The sequence below is a fragment of the Mycobacterium sp. genome, assembly GCF_035506235.1.
In the GTDB taxonomy this organism is placed as follows: Bacteria; Actinomycetota; Actinomycetes; order Mycobacteriales; family Mycobacteriaceae; genus Mycobacterium.
Window position 1 is genome coordinate 19,335 of sequence record NZ_DATJPU010000165.1, and the last position, 14,292, is coordinate 33,626.

At 69.2% G+C, this 14,292-nt stretch carries 11 protein-coding genes; 7 read left to right on the forward strand and 4 right to left on the reverse strand.

Annotated features, from left to right (window positions below):
• Positions 1-52: 52 nt before the first annotated feature.
• From VMD50_RS15835 to VMD50_RS15850, 4 genes are read left to right on the forward strand one after another with little or no spacing between them, the layout of a single operon-like run.
• Positions 53-1,285, forward strand: a complete 1,233-nt coding sequence (locus tag VMD50_RS15835; RefSeq protein WP_325428684.1) for a DUF1214 domain-containing protein — start codon at positions 53-55, stop codon at positions 1,283-1,285.
• A complete protein-coding gene (locus VMD50_RS15840; RefSeq protein WP_325428685.1) occupies positions 1,282-2,427 on the forward strand; it encodes a sulfotransferase family protein in 1,146 nt (381 codons plus the stop codon). The genes VMD50_RS15835 and VMD50_RS15840 overlap by 4 nt, the downstream gene beginning before the upstream one ends.
• 3 nt (positions 2,428-2,430) lie before the next feature.
• On the forward strand, positions 2,431-3,069 hold the full coding sequence (locus VMD50_RS15845; protein WP_325428686.1) for a TetR/AcrR family transcriptional regulator: 639 nt from the start codon (positions 2,431-2,433) through the stop codon (positions 3,067-3,069).
• A 31-nt stretch (positions 3,070-3,100) separates the two neighbouring features.
• Entirely contained in the window at positions 3,101-3,904 is an 804-nt protein-coding gene (locus VMD50_RS15850) for an SDR family NAD(P)-dependent oxidoreductase (protein ID WP_325428687.1), read from the forward strand.
• A gap of 72 nt (positions 3,905-3,976) precedes the next feature.
• Here the strand turns inward: VMD50_RS15850 and cobN are convergent, their stop codons facing one another.
• Both cobN and VMD50_RS15860 read right to left on the reverse strand, forming a co-directional pair.
• Complete coding sequence (gene cobN, locus VMD50_RS15855; RefSeq protein WP_325428688.1) at positions 3,977-7,573, reverse strand: cobaltochelatase subunit CobN; 3,597 nt, start codon at positions 7,571-7,573, stop codon at positions 3,977-3,979.
• 3 nt (positions 7,574-7,576) lie between these two features.
• Positions 7,577-8,254, reverse strand: coding sequence for an alpha/beta hydrolase family protein (locus tag VMD50_RS15860; RefSeq protein ID WP_325428689.1), 678 nt, complete (start codon positions 8,252-8,254; stop codon positions 7,577-7,579).
• A gap of 112 nt (positions 8,255-8,366) precedes the next feature.
• On the opposite strand from VMD50_RS15860, the gene VMD50_RS15865 reads away from it, so the two are divergent.
• Entirely contained in the window at positions 8,367-9,188 is an 822-nt protein-coding gene (locus VMD50_RS15865) for an SDR family oxidoreductase (RefSeq protein ID WP_325428690.1), read from the forward strand.
• Between the two features lie 3 nt (positions 9,189-9,191).
• Here VMD50_RS15865 and VMD50_RS15870 read toward each other — a convergent pair whose 3' ends face one another.
• Together VMD50_RS15870 and VMD50_RS15875 are read right to left on the reverse strand one after the other, a co-directional pair.
• Positions 9,192-10,649, reverse strand: coding sequence for a flavin-containing monooxygenase (locus VMD50_RS15870; RefSeq protein WP_325428691.1), 1,458 nt, complete (start codon positions 10,647-10,649; stop codon positions 9,192-9,194).
• Positions 10,650-10,724: 75 nt separating this feature from the next.
• Positions 10,725-12,539: a nuclear transport factor 2 family protein gene (locus VMD50_RS15875; protein ID WP_325428692.1), complete on the reverse strand. Its 1,815-nt coding sequence runs from the start codon at positions 12,537-12,539 to the stop codon at positions 10,725-10,727.
• Positions 12,540-12,664: 125 nt separating this feature from the next.
• Between VMD50_RS15875 and cobG the strand changes: the two genes are divergently transcribed.
• Together cobG and VMD50_RS15885 are read left to right on the forward strand one after the other, a co-directional pair.
• Positions 12,665-13,831, forward strand: coding sequence for a precorrin-3B synthase (gene cobG / locus VMD50_RS15880; RefSeq protein WP_325428693.1), 1,167 nt, complete (start codon positions 12,665-12,667; stop codon positions 13,829-13,831).
• A gap of 16 nt (positions 13,832-13,847) precedes the next feature.
• Positions 13,848-14,292 (forward strand): precorrin-8X methylmutase (locus VMD50_RS15885; RefSeq protein WP_325428694.1); only part of this gene is annotated, 445 nt, incomplete at its 3' end.

Genomic DNA, 14,292 nt, shown 5'->3' on the forward strand with positions numbered 1-14,292 from the left:
TAGTCGTGGGACGTTAACCGGAAATCTAATTTTCACTTAAGGGCGGCGCAACGTGAGCGACCCGGACAAGCCGCTGGCATGGTTGCCGTTCTCGATCGGTGCGGCGGCGCTGTCCGGGGGCCGTGGCGACGTCGACCTGGCACGGGCGTGGGGGTACCTGTTGGACCGGCTCCGCGAGGCCGCACAGGTCGTGGAATCCGAGCCGGCCAACCGAAATCGAGTCGATCTCGCCGCGGGCATCCGCCATCTGCTGGTCCTGCTCACCGCGGGCATCGATGAGGTGCTGCGGTTCGATCCGGACCCGGTCCTGTCCGTCCGGCGCACCAGCACCGATGACATCGTGACCTGGGGAATGGAGTGCCCGGACTGCATTTACACCCGTGCGGTGCTGCGCGGCGGGGAAAGCTACCGACTGTTCGGCAATCGCGGCACCGCCCGCTACGTCGGATTGCAGACGATGAACGGCATCGCGGCAACGGCGAACGAACTGGTCGACGAACTCGAGGTGGATGCCGACGGAAACTTCGAGGTGGTGCTGTCAGCCTCTGCGGAGACGGGGCGGACGGGCAATTGGATGCGCATCGACGGCGAGCATCCCACGTTGACGGTGCGGCACTTCTTCTACGACTGGGACAGCGAGGTGGCGTCGTCGCTGCGCATTGAGCGGCTCGGCCGCGCGGTGCAGTCCATGGGTCACCCGGTCGACACGGACCGGGCGGTGCCGAGGCAACTGGTCGCCCTCGGTGACTTCCTCCGGGACAACCTGGCGTTCTTCTTGCAGTTCGGTGCGGCGGCGCCGCCGAACGGGTTCCTGCCACCCATCAACCGCACCGATATCGGAGCCGCTGCAGAGAACAGGCCGGTGATCGGCCGGTGGGAGCTGCACCCCGGCGAGGCACTCATCGTCGAAGTGGAACCGCCGGAAGGGATTTACTGGAGCTATTCCATCGGCAACCCGTGGTGGGAGACCATCCATTACGGGCGCCACCAATCCAGCCTGAACGCTCATCAGGCCGCGGTGGATTCCGACGGCCTCGTGCGCGTGGTGCTGAGTGCCGAGGATCCCGGGGTCGCGAATTGGCTCGACACTGCCGGCCACAGCAACGGTCCCATCATCCTGCGCTGCGTGCGCACCAAAACGGCGCCGACTCCGACGACGCGAGTCGTGCGGTTCGACGATATTCGGGCGGAATTGCCTTCGGACACAGCCGAAGTCACCCCCCAGGAACGGGCGGCCATTCTCGCGGCCCGCCGTCACGCGGTGCGCGAAAGGTTCGGGCGGTGACGTTCGACGCTGACGAGCTGGAAGACGGCGCTTGCAGCGCAACCGGTCTCGAGGATTTCGGTTCGACCTACTATCGCGAGGGGCTCGAACGCATCGTTGAAGCGCTGAACACCGAGGCACAGCTCAATGACCTGGGCCGGGTCATCCAGCATGCCACCATCAGCAACGCCCTGATCCAACGCCTCAAGATCGAGGACACCTACGCGCGGCACCCCGAGATCGACGACCAGGTAGTCGGTGGACCCGTCTTCGTGGTCGGACTGCCCCGCACTGGGACCACCGCGCTGAGCCAACTGGTCGCCGCCGACCCGCAGTTCCGCTCGCTACGGATGTGGGAATCCCAGGCGCCCACTCCGCCGCCGGAGGCCGCCACCCAGCACAGCGACCCGCGGATCGCGCAGGCGGAGGCCGGCCTGAAGATGCTCGACGACATGTTTCCACTGATGAAAACGCTGTACAACTCTGAGCCCACGGCACCGACCGAATGCCAGGACCTGATGGGAATGAGCTTTCGCACCTTCCACTTCGACGGCGCCGTCCGCGCTCCCGGATATCTGGCGTGGCTGATGGATTGCGACATGGGCGGGACGTACAGGTTTCACCGCCGAGTGCTCAAGCTCTTGCAGTGGCACTGCCCACCGGTTCTGTGGCACCTCAAGACGCCCGTGCACATGTTCGCGCTCGATGCGCTAGTCGAGGCGTATCCGAACGCCAAATTCCTGTGGAGCCATCGCGATCCGACCAGGGTGATGGGCTCGGTGTGCAGTCTGATCCAGTACGTGCGGAGCTGGAGCAGCGACCGCAACGACGCCAGGGAGCTTGGCGCCGAGCAGCTCGAGAGCTGGGTCGAAGGTGTCCGCCGGGCGATGGATTTCCGTCGCCGGATGGGTGACGACCGATTCGCCGACGTCTCCTTCGCCGACTTGCAAGATGATCCGGTGCGCACCCTCCAAACCAGTTACGCGACGCTGGGTTTGACGTTTACCGATGCCACTTTGCGTGCGGTCACACGATGGGCGCAAGGACATCGACCGGGCGGGCGCGGTACCCACGACTACGAGCTGGCCGACTACGGCCTCACCCCCGGAGTTGTTCGTGAGCGGTTTGCGGACTATCTCGCCGCCTACGATGCGACGGCCTGACCCGTGAGCACTCCTCGCACGCGCCGACGCGACAAACTGCCTCCAGACCCGACGGTGCGCCGCGAGATCCTGGCTGCCGCGTCAATGACTCTGCGGGAGCAGGGGGTTCGCGGCGTCAGCATCGCCGCGGTTCTCGAACGCGCGTCATTGGGCACCCGGGCTTTCTATCGGCATTTCGAGTCCAAGGACGCACTCGTGGCCGCCCTCTTTCTCGAAATGGCGCGGGTGGAGGAACGGCGACTACGACGCCGAATGGCTTCTGCCGCGACGGAGGTGGACGCGGTGGCGGCGTGGATCGACGGACGGCTCGACCTGGCCTTCGACGCCACCATCAAATCCGACTTGCGCCGCGTGTCGCTGGAGGCGCAATCGCAGATGTTCGCGTCCCCCGGTCTGGTCCAGCCCGCGTACGAGCAATTGCTCACGCCGCTGAGCGAAGCGCTGCAACGCGGGCTGCGGCGCGGAGTGTTCCATCACATCGACCCGGTGGCCGACGCTCAGGCCATCCACGCCGTGGTGTGGGCGGCCATCGAACGGCAATGGGCGACCGGTGATTGTGATCGCGAGAAGGTCCGCGAACGGGCGCTGCGTTTCTGCCTGGGTGGCCTCGGCGTCACGGCGGACGCGAACGGCGAGGTTTGACTAACCGCGCACAAACCGGAGGGAGATGCGGATGGACCTGGGCTACTCGGGATCGACGGCCGTGGTCACCGGCGGCAGCAAGGGCATGGGGCTGGCCATCGCCGAAACCCTTGCGGCCGAGGGAGCCAGTGTGGCGGTGATGGCCAGAAGCCAGGGAGCGCTCGACGCCGCCGTGGCATCGCTGCGCGAGGCGGGCGCCCCGGATGCGGTCGGGATCAGCGTGGACATGGCCGATGCCAAGTCCATAACCGACGGCTTCGCCGCGGTGTCGGATCGTTGGGGCCGGCTCAACTGTCTCGTCCACACGATCGGGCCGGGCGACGGCTATTTCGAGCAGATGGACGACGCCCAATGGGACGCAGCGTTCACACTCGGCACGATGGCGGCTGTGCGGTCGATCCGCGCCGCGTTGCCGTTGTTGCGCTCCGCGGATTGGGCTCGCATCGTCACGCTGTCCGCACACTCCATTCAGCGGCAGAACCCACGCATCGTCGCTTACACGGCATCGAAGGCGGCGTTGGCCAGCGTCACCAAGAACCTAGCGAAAAGCCTTGCCAAGGACGGCATTCTGGTCAACTGCGTGTGCCCCGGCACCATCGTGACCGCCAGCTTCACCGAAGTACTCAAGGACATCCTCGCCGCCGACGGCCTCGACGCCACCGATCCGGTCGACGTCATGACGTGGATCGACAACAACTTTCACCAGCCGTGCGACCTCGGCCGCGCCGGGCTCCCCGAAGAGGTCGCTTCCATCACCGCCTACCTGGCGTCGCGGCGAAACGGCTACGTCACCGGCGCGACGGTCAACGTGGACGGCGGGTCAGACTTCATCTAGCTCGGTGAGTAGACGCAAAAGCCCTCGACACGCCGAGGATCCCGGAGTTTTTGCGTCTGCTCGCCAGGGAAACTAGCCCTCCAGGTCGCCCTCGGTTTCCAGCAGCGCCTGGCGCAGGCCGTCGAGCGTTTCCGGTTGCGGCTGGGCCCACATGCCGCGGCCGGCGGCCTCCAGCAGCCGCTCGGCCATGCCGTGCAGCGCCCACGGGTTGGATTCCGTCATGAACTTGCGGTTCTCGGCATCCAGCACGTAGCGCTCGGTCAGTTGCTCGTACATCCAGTCGGCCATCACCCCCGCGGTGGCGTCGTAGCCGAACAGGTAGTCCACCGTCGCGGCCATCTCGAACGCGCCCTTGTAGCCGTGCCGCCGCATCGCCGCCATCCAGCGCGGGTTGACCACACGGGCGCGGAACACCCGGGCGGTCTCCTCCGACAGGGTGCGGGTGCGGATGGCGTCGGGCCTGGTGTTGTCGCCGATGTAGGCGGCGGGCGCCTGCCCGGTCAGCGCGCGCACCGTGGCCACCATCCCGCCGTGGTACTGGAAGTAGTCGTCGGAGTCGGCGATGTCGTGCTCGCGGGTGTCGGTGTTCTTGGCGGCCACCGCGATGCGCCGGTACTGGCGGTTCATGTCGTCGACCGCCTCGCGCCCGTCGAGGTCGCGCCCGTAGGCGAACCCGCCCCAGGCGGTGTACACCTGCGCGAGGTCGGCGTCGTCGCGCCAGTTGCGGCTGTCGATCAGCTGCAGCAGCCCGGCGCCATAGGTGCCCGGCTTGGATCCGAAGATCCTGGTGGTGGAACGGCGTTGGTCGCCGTGCCGGGCCAGATCGGCCTGCGCGTGCGCGCGCACATAGTTGTCCCCGGCGGGCTCGTCGAGGTCGGCGACCAACCGCACCGCGTCGTCGAGCATGGTGACGACGTGCGGGAAGGCGTCCCGGAAGAACCCGGAAATGCGCACCGTCACGTCGATGCGCGGGCGGCCCAGCTCGGCCAGCGGTATCGGGGTCAGCCCGACGACCCGTCGCGACGCGTCGTCCCACACCGGCCGGGCGCCCAGCAGCGCAAGGACTTCGGCGATGTCGTCGCCGGCGGTGCGCATCGCCGAGGTGCCCCACACCGACAGCCCCACCGATGGCGGCCACCGCCCGTGGTCGGTCCGGTACCGGGCCAGCAGCGAATCCGCCAGCGCCACACCGGCTTCCCACGCCAGCCGCGACGGCACCGCCTTGGGGTCGACGGAGTAGAAGTTGCGCCCGGTGGGCAGCACGTTGACCAGGCCGCGCAGCGGCGATCCCGACGGGCCGGCGGGGATGAACCGCCCGTCCAAAGCGTTGAGCACCTGGTCGATTTCGGCGGCGGTGCCGGCCAGCCGGGGCACCACCTCGGTGGCCGCGAACCGCAGCACCGCGGCGACGTCGGGGTCGTCGGTGAGCCGTTCGGCGGCGCCGGGGTCCCAGCCGGTGGCCTGCAGGGCGGCGACGAGCTCGCGGGCGGCGGCCTCGGCGGCGTCGACCGACGACCGTTCGTCGGTGCCGTCCTCGGCCAGGCCCAGGGCCTGTCGCAAACCGGGGATCACGCGCTCGCCGCCGAACAGCTGGCGCGCCCGCAGGATGGCCAGCACCAGGTCGACTTCGGCTTCCCCCGTTGGCTTTTGGCCCAGGACGTGCAGCCCGTCGCGGATCTGGACATCCTTGATCTCGCACAGCCACCCGTCGACGTGCAGGATCATGTCATCGAAGGCGTCCTCGGCGGGCCGATCGGTCAGCCCCAGGTCGTGGTCCATCTTGGCGGCCCGGATCAGCGTCCAGATCTGCTGGCGGATGGCGGGCAGCTTGCCGGGATCCAGCGCGGCGACGCTGGCGTGCTCGTCGAGTAGCTGCTCCAAGCGTGCGATGTCGCCGTAGGTTTCGGCGCGGGCCATCGGCGGGATGAGGTGGTCGACGAGTACGGCGTGCGCGCGCCGCTTCGCCTGGGTGCCCTCGCCGGGGTCGTTGACCAGGAAGGGGTAGATCAGCGGCAGGTTGCCCAGCGCGGCGTCGGGCCCGCACGCCGCCGACATGCCCAGCGTCTTGCCGGGCAGCCACTCCAGGTTGCCGTGCTTGCCGAGGTGGACTATCGCGTGGGCCCCGAATCCGGTGTCCAGCCAGTGGTAGGCCGCCAGGTAGTGGTGGCTGGGCGGCAGGTCCGGGTCGTGGTAGATGGCGACCGGGTTCTCCCCGAAGCCGCGCGGCGGCTGGACCATCAGCACCAGGTTGCCCGCTTGCATTGCGGCGATGACGATTTCGCCGTCGGGGTCTGCGCTGCGGTCGACGAACAGCTCACCCGGTGGTGGGCCCCAGTGCTGCTGCACGGTGTCGGTGAGTTCGGCGGGCAGCGTCGCGAACCATGCCCCATAGTCCTTGGCGGACAACCGGATCGGATTACCGGCCAGTTGACCGTCGGTGAGCCAGTCGGGGTCCTGGCCGCCGCGTTCGATCAGCGCGTGGATCAGGGCGTCGCTATCGTTCCAGCCGTCGTCGGCTCCGATATCTGAGACCCCGGGCAGGTCGCCCACCCGGTAGCCGCGCTCGCGCATCGCCCGCAGCACCGCGACCGCGCTGGCCGGGGTGTCCAGCCCGACCGCGTTGCCGATGCGGGCGTGTTTGGTGGGATAGGCCGAAAAGACCAGTGCCACCCGCTTCTCGGCCGGGGCGACATGCCGCAGCCGCGCGTGCCGGATCGCCAGCCCCGCGACCCGCGCGCAGCGTTCCGGGTCGGCGACATAGGAGATCAGCCCGTCGTCGTCAATCTCCTTGAACGAGAAGGGAACCGTGATGATCCGGCCGTCGAACTCGGGCACCGCCACCTGGGTGGCGACGTCGAGCGGGCTCAGGCCGTCGTCGTTGTCGCGCCACTGCCCGCGGGGGCTGGTCAGGCATAGGCCCTGCAGGATCGGGATGTTCAGGGCCGCAAGGTGTTCGACGTTCCAGCTGTCGTCCTGGCCGCCGGCGCCAACGGCCGCGGGCCGCAGTCCCCCGGCGGCCAGCACGGTGACCACCATGGCGTCGGCGTCGCTAAGCCGCTGCAGCAGTCCGGGTTCGGCGGTGCGCAGCGAGGCGCAGTAGACGGGCAGCGCACGGCCGCCGGCGTCTTCGATGGCGCGGCACAGCGCTTCGATGTAGGCGGTGTTGCCCGCCAGCTGCTGGGCGCGGTAGTACAGCACCGCGATGGTCGGGCCGCCGGCGTTCCTGGCATTCGGCCGCTCCGGCTCACCCCAGGTCGGGGTCACCACGGGCGGGGCGAACCCGAAGCCGGTCATCAGGACCGTGTCGGAGAGAAAGGCGTGCAGCTGTCGCAGGTTGTCCACGCCGCCGTGGGCCAGGTAGATGTGCGCCTGCACCGCGATGCCGGCGGCCAGGGTGGACAGGCCGGTCAGCTCGGCGTCGGCGGCCTGTTCGCCGCTGACCAGCACCGCCGGGACGCCGCCGGCGATCACCGCGTCGATCCCGCTCTGCCAGGCGCGGTAACCGCCCAGGATCCGGACCACGACGATCGAGGCGCCCGCCAACAGGTCCGGCACCTCCTCATCGGACAGGCGCGACGGGTTGGCCCACCGATAGTTCTTCCCGCTGGAACGGGCGCTGATCAGGTCCGTGTCGGACGTCGACAGCAGCAGGACGGTCGGCTCAGCCACCCATCATTCGTACCGCAGCGTCGCCGCGATGCGAGCGGCGACCTCACCGGCCACCTCGAGCGCCCGTCCGCCCCGCGCCGGCACGTAGCGATCCGCGGCCGCGTCGTAGTCCGCGCCGGCGATCGACCCGTGATCGGCGTCCAGCTCCACCAGCTCGACGGGCCAACCCACCTGCTGCAGCTCCGCGGCGAACGCCCTGCTCGCGGTTACCGGCACGGCGTCGTCGGCGAGGCCGTGCAGCAACGTGAACGGCGCACCGATGCGGTCGGCGGACAGCAGGTCGCTCGGCGGGCGACCGGAGATCGGATCGGGCGCCATGAACGCGCCGGCCAGGCACACCGTATGCGCCAGGCCGAGGTCGAAGCGGGCCGCATCGAGCGTCAGGCCCGCCGCGGCGCAACCGCCCAGCGACCACCCGACCAGCACCATGGCGTCGGCGTCGGCCGCGTGGTCGCGGGCGAAGTCGAGCGATCGCAACAGGTCGGCGCGCCCGCCGTCGTCGGCGTGGGAATTCCAGTCGGGCGCCACCACCGCCGCGCCGTGGCCGGCGAGCAGGCCGGCGAGGGGCCGGACCGCCGCGCGGGCGTCGGTCTGCATGCCGTGCCACAGCAGGACCGTCGGTTGCGTCGAATCGCCGAACACATCGGCCCACCGTCCCGGGGCGTACTCCACCGTCCTCACGGGGACGAGTGTGCCCAGGGCGGCGCGGCTCCAATCGCGCCGAACGTGCACCCAGGGCGAAAAATTCGCGCGAACCTCTCCGTGAATGCACGCTCGGCGCGACACTGTGGTGATGAAGGTTGCCAACAACGTAGTAGCCATCACCGGTGGCGCCCGCGGTATCGGCCTGGCTATCGCCACCGCCCTGCACGGTCTGGGCGCCAAGGTCGCCATCGGGGACATCGACGAAGCCGCCGTGAAGGAGGCGGGTGGCCGGTTGGGGCTGACCACAGTCCGCAGGCTGGACGTGACCGACCGCCGATCCTTCACCGATTTTCTCGACGCCGTCGAAAGCGAGCTGGGGCCGCTCGACGTGCTGGTGAACAACGCCGGGGTCATCGCCGCGGGCAACGCGGTCGACGAGCCCGACGCCGTCACCCAGCGGGTGCTCGACGTCAACATCCACGGCGTGATCCTGGGCACGAAGCTGGCGGCGCCGCGGATGCTGCGCCGCGGCCGCGGTCACATCGTCAACATCGGGTCGATGGGCAGCGTGCTGCCGTGCGCGGGCATCGCAACCTATTGCGCCACCAAGCATGCCGTGCTCGGGTACACCGACTCGGTGCGCATGGAGAACCGTGGACGCGGCATCCACTTCTCGGTGATCATGCCCACTTTGACGAACACCGAGATGATCGCGGGTGCCGGACGCGCGCGGGGCTTCAAGAATGCCGAGCCGGAAGACGTCGCCCGGGCCGTCGTCGGCGTGATCGTCAAACCGAAACGGCGCGTGGCCGTTCCGCGTTCGATCGGCATCGTGGCGTCGGCGCAGCGTTTGATGCCGCAAGGCATCGCGGAGGCCATCGGACGCGCGGTGGGCACGGACCGCGTCTTCACCAGCGACCTCGACACCGACAGGCGCAAGGATTATGCCCGGCGGACGGGGACGTCCTGACGCTCAGGCGGTGCGCACGTCGAAGTCGGCGAGCCGGGGCTCGCGCAGAAGCTCGCGATGGGTTTCCGGTGTCCAGGGGAACAGCTCGGGCAAGCCGTCCTTGCCGATGTACCAGCTGCTGCAACCGGTGACCCAAATCGTTTGCGGCATAGCGGCTTTCATACTCTCGTTGTATTCCTTGGTGGCCGCTTCGGTCGGCGCCGCGGCGCGCACCACACCGTCGCGGAGCCGCTCGATCCACCACATCACGTAGTCGGCCTGGTCCTCGGCGATCGGTACCAGCGACTGGTTGCCGATCGGCGAGTGCGGACCCATCAGCATGAACAGATTCGGGAACCCCGGCACCGCGACGGACCGGTACGCCGTCGGGCCGTCGGCCCACGCCTCGTCCAGGGTGAGCCCGCCCTCCCCGATCACCTCCAGCGGGCGCACATAGGCGCGCGCGTCGAAACCGGTGGCGTAGACCAACAGGTCCAATTCGTGCAGGGCGCCGTCGGCGGTGACGATGCCGCGGGGCTCGATGTGGTCGATCGGCTCGGTGATCACCTCGACGCCGGGCTCCTGCACGGCGCGATAGAAGTGCCCGGCCATCACCTGCCGCTTGCACATGGGCTGGTAGGTCGGGGTCAGCTTGGCGCGCAACTCCGGATCGCGCACCGAGAGCCGCAGGTTCCACCGACACTCGGCCTGCACCAGCCGGCGCTGCCACCCGGGGCGGATCGGCGCCCGGCCCAACAAGTACCTGACGAACAATCCCCAGAAGCGATAGGGCAAACCGTTCAGCGCCGACCACCGGGACAGCGCCGCCCGGGTCAGCTTCGAGTAACGCGGGTTGGGCATGGGGTAGACCCACTGGGCGGTGCGCTGAAAGATTTTCAGCTGCCGCACCTTGCCGCCGAGCTCCGCGGTGATCTGCACGCCGGTCGAGCCGGTACCGATCAAACCGATCCTCTTGTCCGGCAACGACACCGAGTGGTCCCAACGCGAGGAATGAAACGCCGGCCCGGCGAACGAGTCCCGGCCGGGGATGTCCGGATAGCGCGGCACCCGCAGCACCCCGGTCGCCGTGACGAGGACGTCGAACGTCTCCTCGCCGTCGGGGGTGGTGAGCCGCCAGCGCCCGTCGTCGTATCGGGCCGCGGTGACGGCGGTGCCGAACCGGATGTGCCGACGGATGCCGCGTTCCTGGGCCACTTGCTGGAAATACGCCTGGATCTCCGGACCCGGTGGCAGCCAGTGCGACCAGTTGGGGTTCGGCCGGAACGAGTAGGAGTAATAGCGCGACGGGACGTCGCAGGTGAGTCCGGGATACGTGTTGTCGCGCCAGGTGCCTCCGACGTCGTCGGCCTTTTCGAAAATGGTGAACGAGTCGATGCCGGCATCCTGCAGCTTGGCGGCCATACAGATGCCGGACATCCCGGCGCCGATGATCGCGACCCTCAGTGGGCGCTTCGGTGTCACGGCAATCACCCGACCTCTCGCTGGCCTGCACGCTACGCCGGTCGGGCCGGCGTAGCGACAGGTTCCAGCCACCGACTATCGCGCCACTACCCGCTTGCTGCCGAAGATGCGCTCCTGCACGGCGGTGTCGCCGAACGAGTGGGCCCTGACGACCTTGCCGTCGCGGAACTCGAACACATCGGCTTCGTCGGCGCTCTCGTCCCCGACGGTGACCCTGGTCAGGACCATGACGACATCGCCGTCGGCGAGGTAGCGTTTCGTCTCGACCTTGGTTGCCTTCTCCGACAGCCGCATGAACAGTTCGGTGAGCTCGTTTTTGCCCCGGTACGTGCCGCCGATCATGCTCTCGCCGTTGATGGTCCACTCGGCCGAGTCGTCGAAGACGTCCAACGCCGCTTCGAGGTCACCCGCGGTAAATGCCTCGTAGCCCTTCTTCGTCACCTCGATGTTGGGGTTTGACATCTGAATTCCCTTCTCTTCCTTTAGGTTAACTTCGACCCGCGTCAGCGTGCCGCTGCCGCCGGACCCCTCGTCGACGGACCGGGCATCCGCCGGCCGGCGGCCTCCGGCGCGGGCGACGCGCCGCAAAATCGACGGGCGGAACAACGAAGTCGGCGGGTCGACCATTGCGGTGACCCGCATGAACTGCCCGGCGACGACGGGGTCGACCTCGGCGGCGGTCAGCACCCTCTCGAGGAAGGCGTTGCTGATTCGCATCAGCATGGTCCTGCGCCCCATCACCTCGGGAAGCGCCAAGTCGGAGCCGGCGGCGGTCTGCCAGGCCACCCGAACGGTTTTTGCGGCCTCGCGGAAGAAGCGTCGCGGCAGGTCACGATCGCCGGTGTGCAGGCAATCGCGCAGCACCGTCGCCTCGATCGCGGCGACCGTCATGCCCTGCCCGTAGATGGGGTTGAAGCTGCACACCGCGTCACCGATGACGAGCAGGCCGTCGGGTGTGCGGCGCATCTTGTCGTAGCGCCGCCAGCGGTTCGAGGGCACGCGGTGGTGCACCACCGGACCCAATGGTTCGGCGGCGCGCAGCGCTTGCAGCACGGGGGCGGGCACGAGATCCTCAACGAACGAGAGCATTTCGGCGGTCACGCCCGGCGGCTGGAGGCCGGCCATGGCTCCGACGGCGAACATCCACGTGTCGTTTTCGTTCCTGATAAGGCCGAACATCTTTGTCCGCCCCGGCTCGGGAAAGACGGCGATCATGTGTTCGCTGACGGCGCCGGGTTGCAGGCGCAGCAGCTGGCATGCGTAGGCGAGCTGCACCGTCACCTCGTCCTCCCGGGGACGGCCGTAGCCGAGGTCCTCCAAGAAGGCAGGCGTGCGGGACCCCCGGCCGGTCGCGTCGACGACGAGGTCGGCGGGCAGCGCCCTCCCGTGCTCGAGGACGCGGTCCACCACCCTCGCCCCGATGACTTTGTCACGAGCCGGCGTCGTGATCAGGCCGACCACGTCATGGCATTCGAGGAACGTGACGTTCGCGAACGCCCTCACCCGCCGGCGCACGTTCCATTCGAGGAGGGGCCGGCTGGGGAACAGGACCACGGGCGGATTGGGCGCCCTGCCGGATGACGGCGTGGCATGCCCGCCAACCGATATCCGCACCTTCGAAAAGTCTCCGTCGTCCCAGATGCCGGCGCCCTTGGCCGTGAGCTCGTCCACGAAGCCCGGGAACAGTTCGTCGAGAACCTGCGTGCCGCGCGCGGCCAGGGCGTGGATCAGCCTGCCCTGGGGGACGCCGCGCCGGTTGATCGGATGGACGGGCAAGATGTCTCGCTCGACCACCGTCACCCGGTCGTAGAAGTCGGCGAGCACCCGGGCCGCCAGCAGGCCGCCCATGCTCGCGCCCAGCACCACCGCATGACCACCGCGCTGTTCCATGCACGCTCCTGACCTGGAAGAAATGGGTGCTCGCAGTGTCCGGCGCGGCGGCAATGGGCGGCTAGCGTAGTCGGCTACTCGAATGTCGCGGCTGGCCTCATGCCAAGCGGTCGTACCGTGTGGTGATGGCCCGAGCCCGCGACACCGACGCCTGCCCGGGTGCGCTGCAGGCGCATCAGGCCGCCGACGGCGCGCTCGTGCGGGTCCGGCTGCCCGGCGGCAGCATCACCGCGGCCCAGCTGGCCACGTTGGCCGGCGTCGCCGACGAGTTCGGCTCGGGAACGCTCGAGCTGACCGCCCGCGGCAACGTGCAGGTGCGCGGGCTCACCGACGTCACGGCGGCCGCCGGGGCCATCGTGGGCGCCGGGCTGTTGCCGTCGCCGACGCACGAACGGGTCCGCAACATCGTCGCGTCACCGCTATCCGGCCGGGCCGGCGGACGCGCCGACGTGCGCGGGTGGGTGAGCGAGCTCGACGCCGCGATCTGCGCCGAGCCCAGGCTCGCGGCGCTGGGTGGCCGGTTCTGGTTCAGCGTCGACGACGGCCGCGCCGACGTCTCCGGGCTGGGCGCCGACCTCGGCGTGCACACGCTGGACGACGGCGTCGCGCTGCTGCTGACAGGACGGGACACCGGCGTCCGGCTGGCCGCCGGCGATGTGGCGCAATCACTCGTCGACCTGGCCGTGCGGTTCATCGAGATCCGCGGAAAAGCTTGGCGCGTCGGCGAATTGGCCGACGTTGCCGAACTGCTGCCCGATGTGTCGATCAGCGCCGCACCGTTCCCGCCGGTCACCCAAGCACCGGTGGGATGGATCGACCAGCAAGACGGCCGGGTGGCGCTGGGCGCCGCGGTGCCACTCGGCGTGCTGCCCGCGCGGGTGGCCGAGTTCCTGGCCGCGATCGAGGCCCCGCTGGTGGTCACGCCGTGGCGGTCGGTGCTGGTGTGTGACCTCGACGAGGCCGTCGCGGACACCGCGCTCCGCGTGCTGGCGCCGCTGGGGCTGATCTTCGACGAGAACTCCCCCTGGCTGGGCGTCAGCGCCTGCACCGGCAGCCCCGGGTGCGCGCACTCGGCCGCCGACGTGCGGGCGGACGCCGCACTGTCCCTGCAGGCGCGCGACGCGGACGCCGGTGTGCACCGTCACTTCGTCGGCTGTGAGCGCGCCTGTGGCAGCCCGCCGGCCGGGCAGGTGTTGGTCGCTACCGGGCAGGGATATCGGCTGCTGCGCGATCAGCGCCGTGACGATCGCGAGCGCGGTCAGACCGGGGGCAGCGGGTCGTCACCCCATTAGCGCTTAGGGTGAGCGGGTGCTCGACTACATCCGCGACGCGGCCGAGATCTATCGGCAGTCGTTCGCGGCAATCCGCGCCGAAGCCGACCTGACCAGATTTCCCGACGACGTCGCGCGGGTTGTCGTCCGGCTCATCCACACGTGCGGGCAGGTCGACGTCGCCGACCACGTCGCCTACACCGACGACGTCGTGGCGCGGGCCCGCGCCGCGTTGCACGGCGGCGCCCCGGTGCTGTGCGATTCGTCGATGGCGGCGGCCGGGATCACCGTCGCGCGGCTTCCCGCCTTCAACCAGGTCGTGCCGCTGGTGGCCGATCCGCGCTCGGCCGAGCTGGCGGCGCGCCGGCGCACCACCCGTTCGGCGGCCGGCGTGGAGCTGTGGGCCGAGAAGCTGCCCGGGGCGGTGCTGGCGATCGGCAACGCCCCCACCGCGCTGTTCCGGTTGCTGGAGCTGATCGATG